The organism is Marinobacterium lutimaris (genome assembly GCF_900108065.1).
Lineage (GTDB): Bacteria > Pseudomonadota > Gammaproteobacteria > Pseudomonadales > Balneatricaceae > Marinobacterium_D > Marinobacterium_D lutimaris.
Window position 1 is genome coordinate 72,324 of record NZ_FNVQ01000001.1, and the last position, 21,985, is coordinate 94,308.

Below are 21,985 nucleotides of genomic sequence, written 5' to 3' on the forward strand. Positions count from 1 at the left end.
CGAACTACCGTTATGTAAAAAATGACTGCTACTAAGTTATAGCGTTTTTTATGCCACGCACTTAAAGATATGAAATGCAAAACGAAAATATCAAAGCGTTTGGTAAATGTCGTTATGTAAAAAATGTAGGTATCGATACAATGTCGTTTCTGTGACAGGCATGAGGAGCGTGTCGGGCAATACCGATCCAATCGCTTCTCGCCCTTATCCCGCGACAGCTTTTCCGTTAGAATCGGCCTCTTATCGTTAAAGCGAATGGACCCGAATTCAGTGCTGTTCAACAAGCTACCGGATGACATCTTTCTGCCGCTCTCGGGTCAGAACCGCCAAATTTATGAAGTGGTACTGCTGGAGCTGGCGGATCTGTTTTTCGATGAGGATCTGATAGATCCGTTTATTCCCAAGGACCTGGTGCGTTCCACCATAGAAACCGCGGTGGTGCGCTACGGCATTCGTCGCTGGTCAGCGGAAGGGGACGACGAGGGTGAGAGCGATATTCCGCTCTCAAGCGCCGAGTACACCAACCGTATCTACCGTCGACTGGTGCAGACCGGCTGGCTCGAAGAGGAGCAGCGGATCTACCGCACCTATGTGCTACTGTCGCCGGCCAACAGTTACCTGCTGCGCTCGCTGACCGCTATCGCGCGCCTCGAGAAGCGCAGCTACGGTGGTGCCGTGCTTAACGTGCTCAGCTCGCTGGAATCGGCCATAGCGGATCCTGAAGGACGAGGTATCACGCTGGCGGAAGCCGCCGAGACCGCTACCGACTTCAGCGCCCACCTTACCGATATGCTGCTGGGCCTGAGGGAGCTGAAGATCAACCTGTCGGGCAGTTCTACGCCGCAGGAGATCGTGCGCGGCTTCTTTGACCGCTTTGTCGAACATATCCTGGTATCCGACTACAAAACGCTGAAGACCAAGAACAACCCGTTCCGCTTCCGGCGCAAGATTCTGTCGATGATGCGCGATCTGCAGTTCGATCCGCTGAAGGTGGATCAGCTCAGCAAGCATTATCAGATGCAGTACGAGTTGGGTATCGACGAGGCGGAAGCGCTGGTGCAGCAGCATATTAACCGCATCATCCGTATTTTTGAGTCGGTGGATCAGCGCCTGGCCGCGATTGACGATTTCCGCTATCAGCTGGAAAAACGGGTGGCGGATACCGTGCGTTACATGGACAAGACCACGCCGGGTATGGCGGCGCGTCTGTCACGCCTGATTGCCGAGGTCGCCAAGAAAGGCGATAACGAGCTGCCGCGGGTTTCCACGCTGGACGAAGCGGCGTTTATTTCGCCCTCCAGTGTGCGTTCGCCGATCCGCCGTCGTATCGAGACCAAGCCGCGTATCATCAAGCAGGCAGAGATCGATCCCAAGGTGCTCGAGCTGCGTCAGCTGTTCAAGGAGTGGAAGGAGCGTCGTGAGGTCAAGGTCGACCGGATTGAGGCTTACCTCGACGAGCAGTTTGCCGGTCGCAGCGAGCTCAACGCTACTGAGTTCCGCATCGACAGCATCGAGGATTACATCTGCTTCAGCTACGTTCGCCACCTGAACTCGCTGGGCAAAAAGGCGCGCAAAACTACCGAGCGCTACCAGATCAAATTTGAGGACCGCTACGTCAACGTCGCCGATATGGTGGAGTGTCGTGGCTTCGTGATTCACAGGAATACCGGAACCCATAATGCTAGGTGATCTGCAAAAAGTCGTTTCCCGCAACGATCAGCACCAGGCGGACGCGTTTATCCGTGCCGCCAACCTGCTGCTGACCAGTCAGTTTCTGTACGCGGACCGCCCGTCCCACCGGGATCACTACTTCCTGGTGGCCAGCAACGTGGAGTACTTCCGCAACCTGTTTGCCGCCATCGGCTGGAGCCTGATCTACCAGCCCGATGAGGCGTTCCTTGGCGTGCTGCCGCAGGGCGAGGAGCGCGTTATGCGTCTGCGCCTGGATGAGTCGCTGCTGCTGCTCTGCCTGCGTCAGCAGTACGAAACGAAGCTGGAAGCCTTCGAGGTTGAAGACGGCAAGGCGTTCAGCTCCTCCGATGAGCTGCTGCGGCTTTACGACAACCTCACCGGTAAGGAGATCCCCAACGAGACCCGTCTCAAGGAGATCCTGTCGCTGTTCACCCGCCATGGTGTGATCGAGCGCGGCAAGCCGGAAGAGACCGATCCGAAGAACGTACCGATCCGCATCAACCCGGCGATCCGCCAGGTGGTGATCGAGGATTACATCGGCCAGCTTGAAGCGCTCTGCGATATCGACAACCGCGACGAGACCGACGCCCTGATCGAAGAGGAAGCGGAAGAGCAGAACCGTCGCGCCGAAGATCAGCTGCCGGCTGCAGAGGCTGAAGCAGGCGCAGAGCCGGAAGTGGCTGAAGTGTCTGAAGCGGCTGTTGAACAGGCAGAAACAGAACCGCAGGAAGACAGCGCGAGCCTTGCGATCGACGAATCCGGCGACGAAATCAACCAGGGAGAGCAGCGATGAAACAGCTTAACCGCATGGTGCTGGTCAACTGGTATGTACTGGGCGCCATGGAAATTCCGATCAAGGGCAACGTGGCCATCGTGGGCCCTAACGGTTCCGGTAAGTCCTCGCTGCTTGATGCGATGCAGACGGTGCTGATGGGCGGCCACAAGCGCCACCTCAGCTTTAACGCCTCGGCCGGTGAAAAGAGTGAGCGTTCGCTGCGTACCTACTGCCTCGGCTTCCTCGATGATCAGGGCAAGAAAAACAGCGCACGTGAAGACTCCATCACCTATCTCGCGATGAGCTTCTTTGATACCGAAACCGCGCAGGAAACCTGCGTTGGCGTCGCGATCAGCGCCTCCACCGCGAGCCCCGATGAAGAGATTCTTGGCCGCTTTATCCTGCCGAACTTCTCCGTGACCCTGGATGACTTTACCGTCAAGCAGGATGGCGGTCGCATGCCGCGCCCCTGGGCGGAAGTGCGTGACAGCCTGCTCAAACAGTGTCCGGACATGGTGCTGGAGAAGCGTGCCGCACGCTTCGTGAAAGAGATGGTGGCTCACCTCAGCCACGACTCGCAGATGCCAAATGATGACGACAAGTTCGTCAAAAACTTCAAGAACGCGCTCAAGTTCGTGCCGATCGACAGCCCAACCCGCTTCGTGCGTGAGTTCGTGCTGGACGAGAACATCGTCCATGTGGGCGCTTTCCGCAAGTCGCTGGACGAATACCGGGTCATGGAGCAGAAGACCCAGGAAGTGGCCAACCGTATCAACGAGCTCGAAAAGGTTCAGGAGATGTGCCGCGGAATCTCCCGCAACCTGCGCAATTCCGTCGAGTACGAATGGGTGGTGCACGAGTCCCGCTTTGAGCAGGCCGACCTGAAGAAGGAAGCGGCCGCCGAGCGCCTCGAAGAGTCCCAGGAAAAAGAGGAAAAGCTGCAGGTCGAGCTGGCCGAAACCAGCGAAGCGCTGAACAAGGCGATCCAGGATCTGGCCAACGCCCGTGCCGAGCTGAATACCTCAGATTCTGCGCACCAGGTTAATGCTCTGGAATCCTCCATTCGTGCCCATCAACATGAGCTGAACGTGGTCAACGAACGGATTCAGAACGTTTACAGCCTGCTGCGCACCACCGTAGGTTTCCAGGATCACCTGGATATGCTGCCGGAGGATTTCCGTCCTGTAGTGGCCCAGTCCGTGGAGCTCTGGCGCTCCGGCGAAGATGTGCTGGCCGATGCATGGCCGCAAGCGCCGGTGGAGGTAGATACCACTGTTGAGCAGCTCAAGGGCAACATCGATTCGGTACGCAAGGCGGTTTCGCGCCGCTATGAAGAGTCGGTCATCCGCATCAACGAGCTGCGCTCGACGATCCAGAATCAGAAGAGCGCCGTTGAACAGCTGCAACAGGGCCGTGCGCCGATCCGCCACAACACCCGTGAGCTGATGGAGCTGCTGGAAAGCTACGGCATCAAGTCCACGCCGATCTGTGAACTGGTCGACATCAATGATGACAAGTGGCGTATTGCCATTGAATCCTTCCTCGGCGCCCGTCGTGAAGCGCTGATCGTGGCGCCGGATCGCGTCAAGGAAGCGATCACCCTGTACCGTCGCAAGGGTCGACACCTCAAGGGCTGCCGTGTCATCAACACCACCAAGAGTGATGAGTGGCTGGATCGCAGTAAGCGTGGTTCCCTGGCCGAGTTTATCGATACCGATGACGACCATGCCCGCGCCTACATGAACCGTGCGCTGGGCGGCGTGATCGCGGTGGAAACCGAACAGGAACTGCTCAAGCAGGAGCGCGCGCTGACCTATGACTGCATGCTGCAGTCCGAGGGCTCAACGACCGCTATCAATGAGCTGAGCCCGATCATGGGTATCCGCCGTCGTGGTGATCAGCTGGCGTTGCAGGGCAAACAGGTCGATGAACTGGTGGCCGAATTTGCCTCACTGGGCAAAAAACATGAATCGCTGGAAAAGCTGCGTGACTCCCTGATCAGCCTGGCTAATGGTCTGGTCGGCTCGACCGAGCGTGTCTACGATCTCTGCAACCAGCGCGAACAGCTGGGTGGTGAGATCCGCGGCTTTGAGCAGGCGATTCATGATCTGCGTAACCACGACGATTCCGGTATACAGGCGCGTATCGTCGAGCTGGCCGAGCATCACAAGTCGATGGAAGGCAAGCAGAAGAACCTGATGGACAAGCTGCAGAAGGTTCGCACCAACATCATCAAGGACAACGCCTCCCTCGAGGTGCTGGACCGGGATCTGGTGGAGCACGCCCAGGCGCGTACACGTTGCGAGGAAAACCGTCATTTCGATGCTCAGCAGGCGCAGGAAAAACGCGACTACCTGGATGAGACCTGCAGTGGCGAGCTTGACCGCATCATCTTCGAGGCAGCGAAAAAGGCCCAGGCCGAGCTGCAGTTGCATGAGCGCAAGAAAAACGGCGTGCGTGATGCAGTCGCCCAGTATAAGGCGACCTATCACGGCGGTGGCATGAGTCACCAGGAGCTGGATAAGATCGGCCCCAACTCCACCCACGAAGATCTGGAAAAATTCGTCGACAGCACCGTCGAGTCACTGCGTGAGTCGGAGCTGGCCGAGTACGCCAAGAAGGCCGAGCGTGCCCGTCTGGAGGCGGAGACTGCGTTCCGTTCCGACTTTGTTGCGCACCTGAACGACCAGATCAACAAGATCCGCGATCTGATCCGCGAGCTTAACAGCCACCTGAAGAACCGTCCTTTCCATAAGGAGATGTACAGCTTCGAGATGAGCCCCAACCCGGAGCTCAAGGATATCCTCGAACTGGTCGAGGCCTACACCCGTATGGATCAGGCCAATGTGGGCTCGCTGTTCGATCTCAAGCATGGCAACGACAGCGGTCACCGCGATGCGCTGGCGAAGATCCACGACGTACTCAAGGATGAGGGCGAAAGTAGCCTGTTGCAGGATTACCGCAACTTCTACAATTTCGAGCTGGTGGTGAAAGACCTGCAGGGTAACCGCAAGACCACGCTGACCCAGCGTATCAAGACCGGTTCAGGTGGTGAGCACCAGGTGCCGTTCTACGTGGCGATGGCAGCGGCGCTTGGCGCCACCTATCGCCTGAAAGAGGGCAGCGACGGCCGGCCGGTGGGCGGCTTCAGCCTGTCGGTCTTCGACGAGGCGTTCAACAAGCTCGACTCCGAGAACACCGTTACATCGCTGGGCTTTATGTCGGATCTGGGTCTGCAGACCATTATCGCCGCACCGGATGAGAAGTACTCACTGCTGTCATCCTGCATGGATACCATCGTTAACGTCTGTCGTGATGGTCGTGTTGTCGATGTGGATGTGGAGTTCCCTACCGAGAAGGGTAAGGAGCTGCTGGCGTCGGATCATCCGTACAAGCTGATGCCGCGGGAAGAGCTTGAAGGCTCGCTGGAAGACTCTTCTGTAGAGGACACTGACGCCGAGCTGGTCTGATCAGGCCTTACTGTAGTCTGTAGTCTGTAGTTAGAGCTCGGCTTCGGCCAGGCGAGGGGAGGGTTGTACCGGGTCGGGAATAAAACTGACCACGGGCAGCCCTTCCTTGCGCAGGTAGAGGCGTTCGTTGCGGCGGGCTACCTGCCAAAGCGGCAGGTTTTGCTGCAGCTCCAGCAGCAGTGCTCTTGGGCTGACGGGCTCTGCGCCTTCGTTACGCCAATCGCGCCACTGCTCGTTGGCGAGTAGCTGGCACAGGGTTTCGCAGGACCACTGCTGTGGCAGCTGCTTTAGCGGCTGCAGCAGCCCGGTGGAAGAGGGTGGCAGCAGACGTGGCTCGTTAACGAAGCGCTTGCGCACGCTGAGATCGGTATGGCCGCGCAGCAGTTCGTTATCACGGACGTTGCTGCTGAAGTCCAGCTGGCCGAGGCCCTCTGCCAGGCGTCGCAGTGACCAGCCGCAGCCCTTGATCAGCTCCCAGGCCGGTTGCATGGCGCTGCGGGAGCCGAGCGTGTAACGTTCCGCATCGCGATGATCGCTGTTGAACAGGGTCAGCTGCAGGAAAGAGGTCTGGAAATCGACCAGGCAGGGCGGGTCCTCAACCAGGCAGTAGGGTTGCTCCCGGCGGATAAAGGCAAGCCACGCTTCGCGGCTTTCAAGTTCTGGTAGGACCCTGATATTCATGACAACACACCTGAATTCATCCCCTTATTCTATATAACGAGTGCTCCCATGACGATCAAGTTACTGAACCGCTCCGCTTTGGTAGTACGCCCCAGGCAGCCGCTGGCCGACTGGGCCGCGGAACAGGCGCCGGAAGAGAATCTCGACCTTGAGTCCCTGCGCCAGGAGGGCACTGTCTATCTGATCGATGAGGCGGAGCAGGAGAGTAGTTTCGCCGACGCGCTGGATGAAGGCTGGCGGGCGATTTTCGAAAACGAACTGGCCGCCTGGGATGAGTTTGGCGATCACTGGCCGGTTCTCGAACGCAGCCTGTTCGATCAGTGGTTCGAGGTGGAGCCGCAGATCCTGGCGTTCGACCTGTCGGAACAAGCTTTGCTCAGGGCAAACCTGGAATAAATCGCTAACCGGCTGCGAGGACCCGGCCGGCTGACGGAGAAGTAGATCTATGAAGGATGTGATCCAGCATCTCGAGACCCATCCGCTGCGCGATATGCTCTACGGTGAGCTGCATTCGCGTCCCTTTCAGGTTATTCCGAGCCCGGCGCGGGTGACTCACCTGGCGTTGCAGGTCGACGAGGCCCAGCGCGCAGAGCAGTTCCGTCACCTGCAGAAACTGCATGAGATCCTCGGATACGAGGTGCCTCAGGTGGAAACCCAGTGTTACGAGCAGACCTTCGGTAATCTGCGTATCCGCTGGGAAAAGCACCTGGAGTTCACCAGCTATACCTTTATCAATCTCGCGCCCCTGTCGCACCCGGATCCGTTTACCGAGCAGGGGATCAGCGAACTACCGTTCGGCTGGCTAGAGGGCTTGCCGGGCACCGTAGTGGCGGCCTTTCATGTGGCCATTGAAGACGCGCGTGAAAACCCTGAGCCGGAACCGAACGAGGTAAAGCCCTGGTTTGAGCAGATGCGTCTGGTTGGCTCGAGCCCGCAAAGCGGCGATGCGCGGGTCTGGACCGCCTTTCAGCTCCATTCAGACGGCTTCGGGCGACTGCTGGTTTACAACAAGCGGATGAGTGACTCCCAGCTTGGTCGTCTGGTGCAGCGCCTGGTGGAGATCGAAACCTACCGTCTGATGACCCTGCTGGCGCTGCCGGAGGCGCGCAGAACCTCGCCCGCACTGGGTGATATGGATGCCAAGCTGGCAAACCTGACCGGTGTGCTGGCGGATAACCATCAGGTGGATGACAGTGCGGTGCTCTCTGAGCTCACGCAGATGGCAGCGCAGATCGAGGCGTTCCGGGCGCAGACCACCTTCCGCTTTACGGCGACCCGCGCCTATGCCGACCTGATCATCAGCCGTCTGGCCGAGCTGCGCGAGGATGAGGTATCCGGGCACCTGACGATCAACGAATTCCTCAGCCGTCGTCTGCTGCCTGCGGTGCGCACCTGTAACGCGGTCAGTGAGCGGCTGGATGATCTGTCGCGTCGTGTCGACCGGGTGTCCGACATGATGCGAACCCGTGTCGAGATGGCGATACAGCAGCAGAACAGGGAGCTGCTCAGCTCCATGGATCGTCGCTCCCGTATTCAGCTGATGATGCAGCATACGGTAGAGGGGCTGTCGGTGGCCGCGATCAGCTACTACCTGGTCGGGTTGGTAAAGTATTTGCTAGAAGCTATTTACGGCGCAGGCGTACCGTTCGATAAAACCATCGCAACCGGTATGATGGTGCCCATAGTGCTGCTCGCCGTTTGGCTGGCGACGCGTCGCATTCATCACCACTTCCATGCGCTGGCCGAAGATGAGCTGGCGGAAGGCAATACAGGAAAGAAGCGCAATGAGCGTCGAAAACGAAATTGAAAAACGCCTGACTGACGGGCTGGAGCTGGTCGAGTACCGCCTGGAAAACGAGAGCCACATGCACTCGGGCGATCGCACCGACACCCATTTCAAACTGGTGGCGGTGAGCTCTGCGTTTGAGGGCAAGCGCCTCGTACAGCGGCACCAGCTGATTTACGGCCTGCTGTCGGACCTGATGCAGAACCCTATCCATGCCCTGGCCATGCATCTGCATACGCCGGCGGAGTGGGAGGCGCAGCAGGGTTTCGTACCGGCATCGCCGAACTGCATGGGCGGCTCCAAGGCTGACAAGTAAACATTTTTATAAAAGTACCCGTTCCAAGGCAGTAACAGGAGAGTACTCATGGCTGAACATGAATTTCGCCGCGTAAAGGAGTCCCAGACCACGCTCAAGGAGCTGATGGTGCCTCATTACGCCAACTTCGGTGGCAAGGTGCATGGCGGCGTTATTCTTTCGCTGATGGACAAGATCGCCTACACCTGCGCGGCTTCCCATGCGCGCGGCTACTGCGTCACCGCGTCTATCGACTCAGTGGATTTTCTTAACTCGGTGGAGGTTGGCGAGCTGCTGACGCTGCACGCCTCGGTGAACTACGTGGGGCGCTCCTCCATGGAGGTGGGCATCAAGGTGGTGTCTGAAGATTTCCATAACGGCATCGTCAAACCCACCAACACCTCCTACTTCACCATGGTGGCGGTGGACGAAGAGACCCGTAAGCCCACATCGGTGCCGGGTTTGGTGCTGGAGGATGATGTGGAGATCAAACGCTTTCTTGAGGGAATGATGCGACGCAAGTTCAAGCAGCATCACCGCGAGGAGATGCGACAGGCTCGCGCCGAACTGGATATCGAGCGGGAGCTGCCCAAGCTGGATGGCCAGAACTGCAAACTGTCCCGTTCCTGATTTAATCGGCTCTTCAGACGGCTGACCCGATCAGTCTCTCCTCAAGCGGCGCTACCGAACCCCGGTAGCGCCGCTTTTCGTTAAGGGTTCGGTGTTCATCAGGCGCGCCGCCCCCGTCGCAATCAGGCGCCGTGGTATCGAATCACCCGGCTTACCGGTCTCAATCGTCGCGAGATTTAGCTTTGTTGAATCATTTTCAACAATCGGTTGTTAAATTTTATAATGCAAATAAGATTAGTTATCATTAGTATTAGTGTAATGAGTTTCTGCCGATTAGTGTAAAGGGGGTTTAACATGAGTACGGAAGCTGCAGCAGTGGCTGAAACTGAAGAGATGTCGGCAACGGCAGGTCAGGCGCCGGTCAATGAGTCCGTTGAAGCAACGGGCGGTGCTGAAAATACGGCAGCCGAAAACGCAGGCACCGGGAATGTAGCCGCTGCAGATGGCGCGACTACCGATGCCTCTGCTGGTGGAGAGGGAGTTGGAGCCGTTGACGCTTCCACGCTTCCTGTCGATGCGGCAGGCGCGCTGCCGGTGGATCCCTCTGCGGACCTGACTGCCGGGATGCCGGCTGAGCCGATGAGCCTGGCTGACCAGGCGGTGGATTTCCTGGTGGTGGGTGGTCCTGTTGTCTGGATTCTCTGTGCTTTTTCCGTTGTTGCTCTGACCATTGTGCTGCTCAAGCTCTGGCAGTTCGCTGCCATGCGACCGGAAAGCACCAAAGATATCGATCAGTCTCTCGAGCTCTGGGCAGTGGGTGATCGCAAGGGGGCTCTGGTGGCTCTGAAACAGCAGCGCCCCGTAGCTGGCCTGGTTGGCCTGGCGATGAAGGGTGTTGAGGCCAAGCAGGAGCTGAGCCTGCTGCGTGAAGAACTGAGCCGTGTCGCAACCCAGCGTCTCGGTCAGATGCGCTCCTTCCTGCGCCCGCTGGAAGTGATCGCCACGCTAAGCCCGCTGCTGGGTCTGCTGGGTACGGTGCTGGGTATGATCGTTGCGTTTAAACAGATGGAAGCGGCCGGCAGTCAGGTTGATCCGTCCGTACTGTCTGGTGGTATCTGGCAAGCACTGCTGACCACGGCAGTGGGTCTGGCGGTGGCTATTCCGGTCATGACCATCCACAACTGGCTGGATCGCAAGGTCGAGCGTGTTGCCGTGCTGATGAACGACTCGGTCACCCGCGTCTTTACCAGCGGTATCTCTAAAGAACAGGAAGCGGTGGAGCGTGAGGTTTTCCGCAATGCTGCTTGATGTAGGCACCACACGAAAACCAGCAAAGATCAGCCTGACCCCGCTGATCGACGTGGTCTTTATACTGCTGCTGTTCTTTATGCTGACCTCCAGCTTTATGCAGTGGCGGCAGATGGATCTGCCGATCCCTACCGCCAGTGAAACACCGGCGCAGGAGTCAGAGGTCGTGACGCTGCGTCTTCTTAATAATGGCGGCGATGTCAGTATTGATGACAATCGCTTCAACATTCTTGCGGCGGGCGTGCCTGCCGATCTGCTGGGTGATAACGGCTCTCTGATCGCTATCGAAGCGGAAGAGGGTGTGTCGACCCAGGCTCTGGTTAAGCTGGTGGATCAGCTGCGTCTGGCCGGCGCGGAAAAGGTTTCCCTGGCGGGAGTGCTGCAATGATCACAGATCACGGCGCGAGTAAGCGCTCCAGCGGTGATGACGACAACATGATTCCGTTGATCAATGTCGTTTTCCTGATGTTGATCTTCTTTATGATCGCCGGGCAGATCTCCAAGTCCGACCCGCTTGAGACCACGCCCCCTGAGTCTGTTAATGATCAGCGGCTGACCGACAACGAGTCGATCGATCTGCTGGTTTCTACCGATGGTCAGATCTATGTCGGCGACAAACTGGTCACCGAAGATCAGTTGACCGAGCAGTTGAGCCTACTTGTTGATGCGGCTGAGGATGTCAATTCGCTCAGCGTGAGAATCAAGGTCGATGCGGACCTGCCGGTGTCTGAGCTCAAGCCCCTGCTGTCGAAGGTGCGTGAAGCTGGCTTGGTGAAGGCATCGCTGATTACCCGTCTGCGTTCAGAGGAGGCATCATGACACTGGGGGGAAGACATTGGATTGTCGCGCTCGCCATTGCTGTCTTTGTTCACGCGGGTGTATTCGCCGTGGTGATGGCGCGGGAAACGGAGGCTGAAGGCGCCCAGGATCTGGGTGAGAGCGGTATCGAGATAGACCTGGGCATGATGGGCGATGTCGGCGAAGCCGCTGAGGCCAAGGAAGAGGCGGCGCCTGAGCCAGCCGAAGAGGTTGTAGAACCTGAGCCTGAGCCGGTTGAACCACTGCCCGAACCGGAACCTGAGCCAGACCCGGAACCTGTCGTGGAGGAGGCGCCTCCGCCACCACCGCCCAAGCAGGAAGCGGTAGTAGAGGTGAAGAAGGAACCGAAACCGGAGCCGCCTAAACCCAAGCCAGAACCTAAGCCCGAGCCGGAACCGGTAGAGCCGCCGAAAGAGCCGGTGGAAAAACGGGCCGAGGTCAGCAGTACCGCCGCGAAGGTAGCGGATGAGAAGAGCGAAGCGCAGAGCAAGCAAAGCACCGGTAGCGCCAATGCCCAGACCCAGGGTGGTTCGCCGGCGGCCAGGCAGACCTGGTTCTCTCAGGTGGCGGCGCATCTGGCGCGACACAAGCGTTACCCGAGCTCTGCCCGTCGTCGCGGCCAGGAAGGTGTTGCCAAGCTCTCGTTCGTGGTTGATCGCAATGGGCAGGTACTGGAGTTCAAGCTGGTAGGCAGTTCAGGATTCCGTTCTCTTGATGAGGCGGTGATCCGAATGCTTAAACAGGCCGAGCCGCTGCCGAAGTTCCCCGCGGAAATGACGCAGGACTCGTTGAGTATCACTGTACCTGTGCAGTTCGCAATTCAGTCCTGAACCGGCCTGACGCTACCGAGAGCGTCACTGCTGTCTGTATAGATAGAAAACACCCTCTGAGTTGTTACGACTCAGGGGGTGTTTCGTTTATGGAGGAAAGGTAGAAGCTGCGTTCGGTGCAGCGCTCGATATGCTGGATATCGCGCTGCAGGGCCTGCTTGGCTGCGTCAGGGATTTCGGTTTGCCGGTTGGCTGTAACGGCCTGCAGCGGGCCCTGCACCAGATAGGTGTCGCTGGGCTCAAGGGTCTGGATATAGGTGATATCGCTGGAGCGGTGCGCCACGTACAAGCGTCCGTTCAACGCTGAGTGGTTACCATCGGACATCTGGATTCTGCCGTGCAGGCAGTCCCTGGCACCACCTGCTGCCGTGGCTTCGAACAGGTCGCTGGGGTCCGCACCGGCCATCAACTGGTTGAATTGATGCTCAAATTCGCTTTCCGGCTTTGGGTGTTCGTGGCTGGCCTGCACAGATTTTTTGTCAGCGGGAGGGGAAAGACCATCGATCAATGTCCCCAGGGTATAAACCCCGCCCGCGCTGACTCCCACCATGATCAGCAGGTTCTTGACCAAACTCATGTGCTTGTCATCCTTGACTTAGCTGTTAGGTATAGGCGACAGATTAATAGCTCCCGTCGCCAGGGTCAAAGCACCGCATCCATGCGATTCTTTGATCCTCTTTACACCATTAAAGCCTTAACTCCAGAGATCGGCAACCGGCGAATTTTTTGAAAAACGGGTCGCCACCTGTGCCTGCAAGAGTTCAGCGCTGGCCAGCGCATCGGTCAACGCATCGTGTGGGCGATAGTGTGGCAGATGGTAACGGGCACGGCTGTCCGCCAACCGTATCGAAACCTTCTCGCGGCCGAACAGCTTGTCGATAAAGCCGGGCTTTTTGCGGCGGTGCAAGCGCGCTTCCAGCTCCAGTGTATCGATCACCGGAAACTCTATGCCTTCACCTATACGTCGTTTCAGCGCGGCGTTCAGGAAGTTACGCTCGATCCCCTTGTGGTGCACCACCATGACCTGGCCGGCCATGACCTCAAGCAGCTCCTCCAGGATGCGCTTTAGATCCGGCGCGGCCTCAACCTCAGAGTGGGTGATGCCGTGAATAACCACTGATTCTTCGCGCAGGTCGGTACGCGGCTTTAGAATCCAGTGGCGGGCGTCCCGCAGGCGGATTCGCTCCAGTGTCATGGCGACCAGGCCGATGCTGACGATATCGTCGCGGCTGGCATCGATACCGGTGGTCTCGAAGTCCATGGCGATCATCGGCACCTGGTGAATCGGGGTGTTCGCCGCCACGGCACCGGCCTCGTAGTAGGCTTTCAGCTGAGGGTGGCGGGTCTGGCTGGCCAGCTCCTCGAAGCGTCGCGCCCAGTCCAGTTGCCCGGCGTTAATCTCGCTGCCACTTTCTTCGGTTTTTACGTCCTCTTTGCCGATGTAGAACATGGCAGATCCTCAGTTGACTCGTCCCGGTTGATAACGGTATTTCAGGAATTTTTGCGCGTTGCTCAGGATCTGGAAAGCATCCTTGAGGTTTTTGCGTTCGAAATCGGAGAGGTTTTCCGGCTCTATCCGGTTATCCGGATCGTTGCCGGCTTCGAGATCCAGCGCCTGGTGGCGGATGCGAACGGTGGAGATGAACTCAAGCGCATCGCGAAGGTCCTGACCGCGGCCATGAGGCAGTATATCGGCGTTGATAATGTCCTTGAGGCGCTCAAAAGAGTTTCGCGATTTTGAGCCCACAGCCAGGGCGTGCACACGGATCAGATCCGCCAGAGGCGCCGTGCCGCGGCGCTTCATATCGATCGACTGGGTGTGCTGGCCTGAGGGTTCCATAACGAAATCCTTGAAGAAGCCCAGCGGCGGAGTCCGTAGCAGGGCGTTACGAGCCATACAGGCAAGGAACACCGAGTTGTGGCGGGTCTTGCGGGTGATCAGCCGGTTCAGGCGGTCTGCCCACTCGGTTTTCCCCCAGACCCCATCCAGGTCGAAGAAGATCGAGCTGTTGAGCAGGCTTTTCGGCGTCGGTTTATCGATCCAGTCGGTGAAGTACTGCTCCCACACCTTCAGCGGTTTACGCCAGGTGCGGTTGGTGGCCATGATATCGCCCTTGCAGTAGGTGTAGCCGCAGGCGGCAAGACCGTCGGATACAAACTCCGCCAGCTTGAGGAAATAGGCGTCGTGTTTGTCCGGGTCGAAGCTGTTATCCAGGATCATGGCGTTATCCTGGTCGGAGACGATCAGCTGTTCCTGGCGCGCCATGGAGCCCAGCGCCAGGAAGCAGTAGGGTACCGGCGGCGGTCCCAGTTTCTCTTCGCCGAGCTCGAGCAGGCGCTGCTTGAAGCTGCGGCCGATCACGGCCATGGCGCTGCCGATCATCCGCGAGTTCGCGTCTTCGCGCACCATACGGGTGAAGCAGGCGCGCACTTCACTGACCAGTCCTTTCAGCTCGTCGAGAGTCTGGGCACGGAAGATGCTGCTGACCACAAACAGGCTGTTCTGAGACTCGTAACGGATGATGTCGGAGAGGGCGATAACGCCGATCGGCTGCTGGTGTTTGAGTACTGGCAGGTGGTGCACGTTGTATCTGAGCATCGCCAGCATCGCTTCGAACACCAGCTGGCTGTGCTCAACATGAATCAGGTCGGTGGTCATGATATCGGTGACCGGGGTATCGTAGCTCAGCCCCTTTGCGAGCAGGCGGTTGCGCAGATCGCGGTCGGTGATCAGCCCGGCCATCACCGGATGCGAGGGTGAGTCGGCATCGTCCGGATGTCCTGGCGCATCGGTATGATGCAGGATCAGCAGCGAGGAGACACCCTCTTCGCTCATTCGCTTCGCTGCTTCGTGGGCGGTCGCTCGCGTATCCAGCATGATCGCCTCGCGGGTGACCAGTACATTGATCTCGGAGGTCATCAGCTCATTGGCGTCCTCCTTGCGGGCAACGGTCTGGCGCAGGCGGGTGCGGTCCTCCACCTCGACGAAGTCGGCGAACAGCTCGTTCTCTTCAAACAGCTGGTTGAATACCGCCTCGGGGATCAGGTAAATCAGGCAGTCTTCGAGGGCGACGGCAGGAAAGCGGGTGCGCTTATGGCGCAGCAGGGCGAACTCGCCGAAGAAACCCCCTTCGCTGAGCCGGTTGTACAGATCGCCATTGCGTCGGTAGATCTCCACCGCGCCGCTGCGGATGACATAAAGCGAGTCGGTGAGTTGTCCAAACTCCAGGATCTGTGTGCCAGCCTTGAAATAACTGACCTCAACCTCGGTGGCGATACGCCCGAGAGTCTCTTCCGAGAGTGTAGCGAAGGGCTGGTGGCGACGCAGAAAATCGATAATTTCCAGATGTTCAGCCTGCATATTCTTACCTGATAAGCGGCGGTGGCATTAAAAAAGGCGGATAGTCGTCACTATCCGCCCCTTTACACTGAGGTGTATCTCTCCGTTAAGAGCGCGGCTCGGAAGCCAGGCCCTTGATCACCGAAACGGTTGCTACCAGCAACACGATGGTGAACGGGAAACCGGTGGATACGGCCATGGCCTGCAAGGCGACCAGTCCACCACCGAGAATCAGGGCGATAGCGACCAGACCCTCAAAGGTACACCAGAATACGCGCTGCGGAGTCGGTGAATCCACCTTACCACCGGCGGAGATCACGTCGATCACCAGTGAGCCGGAGTCAGAGGAGGTCACGAAGAACACCACAACCAGCACGATGGCGATGAATGAGGTGATCTGCGACATCGGCAGAGCGTCCAGCATGGTGAACAGCTGCAGCGACAGTTCAGCATCGGCAACGGCGGTGTAGCCGTCGTTGACGTACTGGCTGATGGCGGTGCCACCGAATACAGTCATCCAGAGTACGCAGGCGACAGACGGGATGATCAGTACACAGACGATGAACTCACGCACGCTACGACCACGGGAAACGCGGGCGATGAACATGCCGACGAACGGTGACCAGGAGATCCACCATGCCCAGTAGAAGGCGGTCCAGCCGGAGGCGAAGTTGGCGTCTTCGCGGCCAAACGGATTCGCCAGCGCAGGCAGGTACTCGATGTAGGCAGCCAGGTTATGGAAGAAACCGGTGGCGATAGCCAGCGTCGGTCCGACAACAATAACGAAGACCAGCAGGATTACCGCCAGAATCATATTGATCTCGGACAGACGCTTCACACCCGCTTCCAGACCTGCCAGCACCGATGTCATCGCGATGCAGGTGATACCGATTACCAGAATGATCTGGGTGGTATCGCCCATCGGGATTCCGAACAGGTAGTTCAGACCGGACGCCGCCTGAGATGCGCCCAGACCCAGCGAAGTCGCCAGACCGAACAGGGTCGCCAGCACCGCAAGAATATCGATGATATGACCCGGCCAGCCCCAAACGGACTCACCCAGCAGCGGGTAGAATACCGAACGCATGGTCAGCGGCAGGCCCTTGTTGAAGGAGAACAGCGCCAGGCCAAGAGCCAGGATCGCGTAGATCGCCCAAGGGTGCAGTGCCCAGTGGTAGATAGTGGCGGCCATACCCAGGTCAGCGGCCAGGGCGGCATTGCCCTCCGCTTCACCTACAGCGCCACCCAGAGGGGCCCAGTCGCTGCCGCTGAAGGAGGTGGAGAAGTGGGTCAGCGGCTCGGAAACGCCGTAGAACATGAGGCCGATACCCATACCCGCCGCGAACAGCATGGAGAACCAGCCGCCGTAGGAGTAATCCGGGATAGCCTCAGTACCGCCCAGGCGTACCTTGCCCAGGGGAGAGAATGCGATAATCAGACAGGCAATAACGAAAATATTACCGGAAATGATAAAGAACCAGTCCAGGTTGGTGGTGAGCCAGCCGCGAATGCCGCTGAACATCGGTTCCACCTGATTCTGGAATGCAAGGGTAAGAAATACGAAAGCAACGATGGCCAATCCTGAAATCGCGAATACCCGGTTATGGATATCCAGACCAAAAGGGCCTACATTGACGACGATATTGTCCTGTCCGACCTGGTAGTCGGTATCGTAAGGATTGACCTCCCCGTCGGGAATCATCGGATCTTTCGAATCCGTCATAGCGACTCTCTCCTTAAGATTGTTTCTGGCTGTTTTTTATGTCCAAGTTCTGAACAGTCGGCCGATGCCCAATTTGGGAACTATTCGACACTGGATTGTGCAGATTACGGTCGGTAGTATCCCGGTCGAGCGCTGATGACGCAACCCGTACCCAAAAGGGAACGCTGGGTTTAAGTCTGTGAAGTTGTGGGGTTTTTCTTTCCATGATGGTCATCGGCGGGTCGTGATCCTGGCAAGTGAACACAACTCAAGCATAGACGAGAGTTGGCTTTTGTCGCATCTTTCTGCGACAGATACTGTCCGCCGAGCGCCACATAATTAAAACGTAGAAGGTGTAACCATGAGTTTGGCCAGCGCCCTGAGTTTTCTCTTGGCTATTTTTATCTTCGGCATCACGCCGGGGCCGGGTGTATTTGCGCTTATCGCACGGGCGTTGCAGCGCGGTTCCTGGAGCTGCCTGCCATTGGCGCTGGGCATGATTTTGAGTGATGTGGTCTATCTTGTGCTGGCGTGCCTGGGGCTTGCAGCCCTGGCCAGCCACTGGAGTGAGGTGTTTACGGTGATCCGCTTCGCGGGTGCCGCCTATCTTTGCTACCTGGGCTGGAAGATGTGGACTGCGCCGGTGGCGCCGCTATCTGACGAAAAGCCGGATCGTCGTGATTCGCTGCACGCCTTTACCCAGGGTTTCCTGATATCCGCCTCCAACCCGAAGGTGATTCTGTTCTATATCGCCTTTCTGCCTACCTTTATGGATGTCACCGCGCTCTCGGGTGAAGGCATAGTGCTCGCAGCGGTGTTGACGCTGGTGGGTCTGCTGGCTGGTCTGATGCTGATAGCGGCTACGGCTGCCCAGGCGCGACGTTACCTGCGCTCGCCCAAGGCGGCGCGAGGGCTCAACCGGGTGTCAGGTTCCGTCATGGCCCTGGCCGGTGTCTATCTCGCCGGCCGTCATTGATTCACCTCGAACCAGTAATCAGAGCGCTTAACAACCGGCGTTGTTGAGCGCTCATTCGGCGTCGTTTCCCGCTCTGCTGGCGGTTCTGCTCGACGGCTTTGGATCTGATTCAGGGGTAGCGGATCCACTCCTGATCGTCACCAGGGATTAGCGGGAAACGTCGAGCGCTCCAGTCAGCCTTTGCCTGTTCGATACGCTCTTTTTGGCTTGATACGAAATTCCATTCGATAAAGCGTTTGCCCAGCGGCTCTCCTCCGATCAGGGCGATGCGGCTGTCTTTTTTTGCCTCGATAGTGATGTTGGCGCCGGGTTTGAGAATCGCCAGGCTATGTTCAGCGAGTGTTTCACCGGCTGCGCAGGCTTCGCCCTCGGCCAGGTAGACCGCTCGCTCCTGTGAATCTGGCAGCGTCAGGCTCTGACCAGGCTGCAGATGGGCCTCGACATAAAGGGTGTCGGCATAGGTCTCTACCGGTGATGTCAGGCCATAAGCGCTGCCCATGATGACCCGCACAGGCACGCCCTCAACGTCGACTTTCGGAATCTGCTCGCTGGCATAGTGATAGAAGGCGGGCTCCCTCTCCTCGTCGTCCTCAGGCAGGGCCAGCCAGAGTTGCAGACCATGTAGTTCATGTTCGCTGGCGGTAACTTCCGGGCGTTCGCGCTCTGAGTGCACGATGCCGCGGCCCGCCACCATCAGGTTGATATCACCGGGGCGAATCGGTTGCAGGCTGCCGAGTGAGTCACGATGCAGAATTTCTCCCGAAAACAGGTAAGTCACCGTTGCCAGGTTGATGTGCGGGTGGGGGCGGACGTTGATACCCTCGCCAGGCGCGAAGCGGGCGGGTCCCATGTGATCGAAAAAGATCCAGGGGCCAACCATTTTCCGTTTCGCGGTAGGTAGCAGGCGGCGCACGCTGAATCCCCCGAGGTCCCTGTCGCGAGGTTCGATGACCATCTCGATGCCTGAATCGCATTCCCTGGTGTTGCAGCTCGCAGAGATTTCCTTGAATGAGTTACTCACGATACGCCTCAGATAACTGGATAAGGCCTTCAAGTATAGAAGAGCGGGGCAGGACGGTCAGCGGGCCTCAATGGTCTGGGGTTCTGGCTGGGAATTCTATGGCAGGGATCGCGTGGTTTGAGGCTATAACGTTGCTTGGATGCCCGGCCAGGGTGCGCAGGTTGCTAGTTAGTGGCGCGTAATTGGGAAAAGGATGTTTGTTGAGCCTTCATCGCACGCCGACGGCGACAGTACTGACGCCGGGCATGGTTTGTGGTCGATTTTTTGCTTAGTAAAACCTGTCCGCTTGGACAGACCCTTTTTCAACTGGCAATCTTAAGCGCTTTTACTGCCCTTATTCTCTGAGGTTTTGCACGTATGAACAGGTTTGCGATCACCAATGTGGCGATCTTTACCGTGAACCCGGACGACCGGGTGATCGCTAATGGCACGGTGATCGTGGAGGAAGGGCGCATCGCCGCAGTGGGTCATCGGTCAGAGTTGGAGCTGCCTGCGGATCTGCCTCGTGTTGACTGCAACGGTCGCCGCGCTCTGTTGCCCGGTCTGGTCGACAGCCACAGCCATTCCAGCCTGATGCGTGGCGTTTCGGAGAATATGCAGTTGATGGAGTGGCTGCCCTATTACCAGCGCGAATTCCGGGCGATGACCCCGGATGACGCCTACCACGCGGCGCGGCTTTCCTACCTGGAAGCGCTGAAGAACGGCACCACCTGTGTCATGGATATGTACCGTTTTATGGATCGCTGCGCTGAGGCTGGCCGCGAGATCGGGCTCAGGGTGAATCTGGCGCCCTATGTAGCGGATATGCCAGGGCTCGATTTTTTCGCCACGCTGGAGGAAAACCGCCGCCTTATCGATAGCCATCATGGCGCGAACAGCGGCCGTATCCAGGTCTGGATGGGGCTGGAACATCTGTTTTACTGCTCGCCGGACGCCTACGCCCACGCACTTGGCTGCGCCCGGGAGTTCGGTCTGAAAATCCATACCCACGCCTGCGAGCAGAAAGAGGAGGAGGCCGCCGTTACCCGCCACTTTGGCAAACGCTCCATCGCGATGCTCGATCAGTACGGCGTTCTCGGCGAGAACACCCTGCTGGCGCACTGCGTCTGGTTGAACGATGACGAGATCAAGCTGCTGGCCGACAGGGGCACCCGGGTGGCGCACTGCCCGGTCAGTAACGCCAAGCTCGCCAGTGGCGTGGCGCGGGTGCCTGAGATGCTTGAGGCGGGAATACGTGTGGGGTTGGGCACCGATGGCAATGTCTGCAACAACAGCCTGGATCTGTTTGAGGAGATGAAGTTCGCCTCGTTGATCCAGAAGGCCACCCGGCTTGATCCGGTCGCCATGCCGGCGGCGCAGATGTTGCGGATGGCCACCCTGGGCAGCGCCGAGGTGCTGGGCTTGGACGATCAAATCGGCTCCATCGAGGTGGGCAAACGTGCCGATATGATCCTGCTTGATATAGGTCAGCCCAATTTGACGCCCTACTGCCTGGATGAGCAGGGCGGTAATCTGCTCTGGAACCTGGTGTTCTCTGCCCGTGGCAGCAACGTCACCGATGTCTGGGTGGATGGCGAGTGCCTGATCAGTGAGGGTGAGCCGACCCGTGTTAGCCAGAGTCTGATTGTCAGCCAGGCCCAGATTATCGCGCATTCGCTGATTGCCCGTTGCGATGCACTGCCCACCCAGCCCTCTGTTATCAATTGAATCTAACGAACACTGATTAAAGGTATTGTTGTGGACTCACTGCCGATTATTTCGCTGGCCAAACTGAACAGCCAGGATCCTGCTGAGCGTCAGGCCGTTGCCGATGAACTGGGCCGTGCCTGCCGTGAAGTGGGCTTTTTCTACGTTATAGATCACGGTATTCCGCAGCCGGTGATCGACCGGGTGTTCAGCGATGCCCGCCGTTTCTTCGATCTGCCGCTGGCGCAGAAAGAAGCGCTGTCGATCAAACGCTCGGCCCATAACCGCGGCTACGTGGCGATGGCGGATGAGCAGCTGAATCCCGCAGCGGGTGCCGATATGAAGGAGGCGTTCAATATCGGTGTGGAGCTGGCGCCGGATCATCCCGATCTGCTGGCAGACAAACCTTTCCGTGGCCCCAACTTCTGGCCGGAAATGCCGGACTGGCGCGAGCAGATGCTGGAATACTTCGATGCCTGTGTCGAACTGGGGCGGTTGATCCATCGCGGCCTGAGCCTGGATCTGGGCGTTGATGAGCAGTTCTTCGCCAGGCATCTGGCCAATCCTCTGGCGACGCTGAGAATGCTGCGTTACCCGGCCAGTGCCGATGCGGTCAAACGTGATGATGGCGGTGCTGGCGCGCATACTGATTACGGCAATATCACCATTCTTGCCACCGACGGCGTGGCCGGGCTCGAGGTGTCTACCCGCGATGGCGACTGGATCCAGGCGCCGAGTGTTCCCGGTGCCTTCGTCTGCAATATCGGTGACTGCCTAATGCGCTGGAGTAATGACACCTACGTCTCCACGCCGCACCGGGTGCGACCACCCGAGAGCGAGCGCTACTCCGTGGCCTTCTTCATGGAAGCGGATCCCGACTCTATCGTTGATCCTCGGGAGCTGCGCCCGGATGAAGAACCCAAGTATGAACCGGTGCGCTTTGTCGATTACCTGACCGGGCGCCTGAACGCGACCTACGGTTTCCGCGCCGAGAAGGAGTGAGCCTGGCGCTCTTTTTGCTTAGTGAGTCTTCT

At 58.3% G+C, this 21,985-nt stretch carries 20 protein-coding genes; 14 read left to right on the plus strand and 6 right to left on the minus strand.

Going from position 1 to position 21,985, the window contains the following annotated elements:
• The first annotated feature begins 255 nt into the window (after positions 1–255).
• Genes C4S72_RS00350 through C4S72_RS00360 form a run of 3 tightly spaced genes read left to right on the plus strand, consistent with a single transcriptional unit; the run spans position 256 to position 5,937 of the window.
• Positions 256–1,689 carry a Wadjet anti-phage system protein JetA family protein gene (locus tag C4S72_RS00350; protein WP_235009000.1) on the plus strand — a complete coding sequence of 478 codons (1,434 nt, stop codon included), beginning with the start codon at positions 256–258 and terminating at the stop codon, positions 1,687–1,689.
• The gene (locus C4S72_RS00355; protein ID WP_104001107.1) at positions 1,679–2,485 is read left to right on the plus strand and encodes a DUF4194 domain-containing protein; all 807 of its coding nucleotides are present in this window, start codon (positions 1,679–1,681) and stop codon (positions 2,483–2,485) included. The genes C4S72_RS00350 and C4S72_RS00355 overlap by 11 nt, the downstream gene beginning before the upstream one ends.
• Positions 2,482–5,937, plus strand: coding sequence for an SbcC/MukB-like Walker B domain-containing protein (locus C4S72_RS00360; RefSeq protein WP_104001108.1), 3,456 nt, complete (start codon positions 2,482–2,484; stop codon positions 5,935–5,937). Before C4S72_RS00355 ends, C4S72_RS00360 begins: the two co-directional genes overlap by 4 nt.
• A 30-nt stretch (positions 5,938–5,967) precedes the next feature.
• On the opposite strand, the gene C4S72_RS00365 is transcribed toward C4S72_RS00360, so the two are convergent.
• A complete protein-coding gene (locus tag C4S72_RS00365) occupies positions 5,968–6,618 on the minus strand; it encodes a hypothetical protein (RefSeq protein WP_104001109.1) in 651 nt (216 codons plus the stop codon).
• 48 nt (positions 6,619–6,666) lie between these two features.
• Here C4S72_RS00365 and C4S72_RS00370 point away from each other — a divergent pair, with 48 nt between their 5' ends.
• The 8 genes from C4S72_RS00370 to C4S72_RS00405 all read left to right on the plus strand — a co-directional run bounded on the left by C4S72_RS00370 (position 6,667) and on the right by C4S72_RS00405 (position 12,226).
• Complete coding sequence (locus C4S72_RS00370) at positions 6,667–7,014, plus strand: hypothetical protein (RefSeq protein ID WP_235009001.1); 348 nt, start codon at positions 6,667–6,669, stop codon at positions 7,012–7,014.
• 49 nt (positions 7,015–7,063) lie between these two features.
• Positions 7,064–8,425, plus strand: coding sequence for a DUF3422 family protein (locus C4S72_RS00375; protein WP_104001110.1), 1,362 nt, complete (start codon positions 7,064–7,066; stop codon positions 8,423–8,425).
• Positions 8,403–8,720, plus strand: coding sequence for a BolA family protein (locus C4S72_RS00380; protein ID WP_104001111.1), 318 nt, complete (start codon positions 8,403–8,405; stop codon positions 8,718–8,720). The genes C4S72_RS00375 and C4S72_RS00380 overlap by 23 nt, the downstream gene beginning before the upstream one ends.
• A 48-nt stretch (positions 8,721–8,768) precedes the next feature.
• Positions 8,769–9,329, plus strand: coding sequence for an acyl-CoA thioesterase (locus C4S72_RS00385; RefSeq protein WP_104001112.1), 561 nt, complete (start codon positions 8,769–8,771; stop codon positions 9,327–9,329).
• Between the two features lie 294 nt (positions 9,330–9,623).
• Entirely contained in the window at positions 9,624–10,577 is a 954-nt protein-coding gene (locus C4S72_RS00390) for a MotA/TolQ/ExbB proton channel family protein (RefSeq protein WP_235009002.1), read from the plus strand.
• A complete protein-coding gene (locus tag C4S72_RS00395; protein WP_104001113.1) occupies positions 10,567–10,965 on the plus strand; it encodes an ExbD/TolR family protein in 399 nt (132 codons plus the stop codon). Before C4S72_RS00390 ends, C4S72_RS00395 begins: the two co-directional genes overlap by 11 nt.
• Entirely contained in the window at positions 10,962–11,396 is a 435-nt protein-coding gene (locus C4S72_RS00400; RefSeq protein WP_104001114.1) for an ExbD/TolR family protein, read from the plus strand. Before C4S72_RS00395 ends, C4S72_RS00400 begins: the two co-directional genes overlap by 4 nt.
• Entirely contained in the window at positions 11,393–12,226 is an 834-nt protein-coding gene (locus C4S72_RS00405) for an energy transducer TonB (RefSeq protein WP_104001115.1), read from the plus strand. The genes C4S72_RS00400 and C4S72_RS00405 overlap by 4 nt, the downstream gene beginning before the upstream one ends.
• Before the next feature lie 64 nt (positions 12,227–12,290).
• Here C4S72_RS00405 and C4S72_RS00410 read toward each other — a convergent pair whose 3' ends face one another.
• The 4 genes from C4S72_RS00410 to C4S72_RS00425 form a co-directional block, all read right to left on the minus strand.
• Positions 12,291–12,803, minus strand: coding sequence for a hypothetical protein (locus C4S72_RS00410; protein ID WP_104001116.1), 513 nt, complete (start codon positions 12,801–12,803; stop codon positions 12,291–12,293).
• 117 nt (positions 12,804–12,920) lie between these two features.
• Positions 12,921–13,676, minus strand: a complete 756-nt coding sequence (locus C4S72_RS00415) for a 3'-5' exonuclease (RefSeq protein ID WP_104001117.1) — start codon at positions 13,674–13,676, stop codon at positions 12,921–12,923.
• 9 nt (positions 13,677–13,685) lie between these two features.
• The gene (locus C4S72_RS00420) at positions 13,686–15,587 is read right to left on the minus strand and encodes a DUF294 nucleotidyltransferase-like domain-containing protein (RefSeq protein WP_104001118.1); all 1,902 of its coding nucleotides are present in this window, start codon (positions 15,585–15,587) and stop codon (positions 13,686–13,688) included.
• Positions 15,588–15,672: 85 nt separating this feature from the next.
• Positions 15,673–17,289, minus strand: coding sequence for a BCCT family transporter (locus C4S72_RS00425; RefSeq protein WP_104001119.1), 1,617 nt, complete (start codon positions 17,287–17,289; stop codon positions 15,673–15,675).
• A gap of 340 nt (positions 17,290–17,629) precedes the next feature.
• Between C4S72_RS00425 and C4S72_RS00430 the strand changes: the two genes are divergently transcribed.
• Positions 17,630–18,244: a LysE family translocator gene (locus C4S72_RS00430; RefSeq protein WP_104001120.1), complete on the plus strand. Its 615-nt coding sequence runs from the start codon at positions 17,630–17,632 to the stop codon at positions 18,242–18,244.
• 109 nt (positions 18,245–18,353) lie between these two features.
• Here C4S72_RS00430 and C4S72_RS00435 read toward each other — a convergent pair whose 3' ends face one another.
• Positions 18,354–19,265: a pirin family protein gene (locus tag C4S72_RS00435; protein WP_235009003.1), complete on the minus strand. Its 912-nt coding sequence runs from the start codon at positions 19,263–19,265 to the stop codon at positions 18,354–18,356.
• Between the two features lie 357 nt (positions 19,266–19,622).
• On the opposite strand from C4S72_RS00435, the gene C4S72_RS00440 reads away from it, so the two are divergent.
• Positions 19,623–20,972, plus strand: coding sequence for an amidohydrolase family protein (locus C4S72_RS00440; protein WP_104001122.1), 1,350 nt, complete (start codon positions 19,623–19,625; stop codon positions 20,970–20,972).
• A gap of 30 nt (positions 20,973–21,002) precedes the next feature.
• A complete protein-coding gene (locus tag C4S72_RS00445; RefSeq protein WP_104001123.1) occupies positions 21,003–21,953 on the plus strand; it encodes an isopenicillin N synthase family dioxygenase in 951 nt (316 codons plus the stop codon).
• The last annotated feature ends 32 nt before the right edge of the window (positions 21,954–21,985 follow it).

Excerpts from the sequence above, each read along its gene's own strand:
- C4S72_RS00350 (WP_235009000.1), top strand. The coding sequence starts at position 256 with ATGGACCCGAATTCAGTGCTGTTCAACAAGCTACCGGATGACATCTTT.
- C4S72_RS00355 (WP_104001107.1), top strand. The coding sequence starts at position 1,679 with ATGCTAGGTGATCTGCAAAAAGTCGTTTCCCGCAACGATCAGCACCAG.
- C4S72_RS00360 (WP_104001108.1), top strand. The coding sequence starts at position 2,482 with ATGAAACAGCTTAACCGCATGGTGCTGGTCAACTGGTATGTACTGGGC.
- C4S72_RS00365 (WP_104001109.1), bottom strand. The coding sequence starts at position 6,618 with ATGAATATCAGGGTCCTACCAGAACTTGAAAGCCGCGAAGCGTGGCTT.
- C4S72_RS00370 (WP_235009001.1), top strand. The coding sequence starts at position 6,667 with ATGACGATCAAGTTACTGAACCGCTCCGCTTTGGTAGTACGCCCCAGG.
- C4S72_RS00375 (WP_104001110.1), top strand. The coding sequence starts at position 7,064 with ATGAAGGATGTGATCCAGCATCTCGAGACCCATCCGCTGCGCGATATG.
- C4S72_RS00380 (WP_104001111.1), top strand. The coding sequence starts at position 8,403 with ATGAGCGTCGAAAACGAAATTGAAAAACGCCTGACTGACGGGCTGGAG.
- C4S72_RS00385 (WP_104001112.1), top strand. The coding sequence starts at position 8,769 with ATGGCTGAACATGAATTTCGCCGCGTAAAGGAGTCCCAGACCACGCTC.
- C4S72_RS00390 (WP_235009002.1), top strand. The coding sequence starts at position 9,624 with ATGAGTACGGAAGCTGCAGCAGTGGCTGAAACTGAAGAGATGTCGGCA.
- C4S72_RS00395 (WP_104001113.1), top strand. The coding sequence starts at position 10,567 with ATGCTGCTTGATGTAGGCACCACACGAAAACCAGCAAAGATCAGCCTG.
- C4S72_RS00400 (WP_104001114.1), top strand. The coding sequence starts at position 10,962 with ATGATCACAGATCACGGCGCGAGTAAGCGCTCCAGCGGTGATGACGAC.
- C4S72_RS00405 (WP_104001115.1), top strand. The coding sequence starts at position 11,393 with ATGACACTGGGGGGAAGACATTGGATTGTCGCGCTCGCCATTGCTGTC.
- C4S72_RS00410 (WP_104001116.1), bottom strand. The coding sequence starts at position 12,803 with ATGAGTTTGGTCAAGAACCTGCTGATCATGGTGGGAGTCAGCGCGGGC.
- C4S72_RS00415 (WP_104001117.1), bottom strand. The coding sequence starts at position 13,676 with ATGTTCTACATCGGCAAAGAGGACGTAAAAACCGAAGAAAGTGGCAGC.
- C4S72_RS00420 (WP_104001118.1), bottom strand. The coding sequence starts at position 15,587 with ATGCAGGCTGAACATCTGGAAATTATCGATTTTCTGCGTCGCCACCAG.
- C4S72_RS00425 (WP_104001119.1), bottom strand. The coding sequence starts at position 17,289 with ATGACGGATTCGAAAGATCCGATGATTCCCGACGGGGAGGTCAATCCT.
- C4S72_RS00430 (WP_104001120.1), top strand. The coding sequence starts at position 17,630 with ATGAGTTTGGCCAGCGCCCTGAGTTTTCTCTTGGCTATTTTTATCTTC.
- C4S72_RS00440 (WP_104001122.1), top strand. The coding sequence starts at position 19,623 with ATGAACAGGTTTGCGATCACCAATGTGGCGATCTTTACCGTGAACCCG.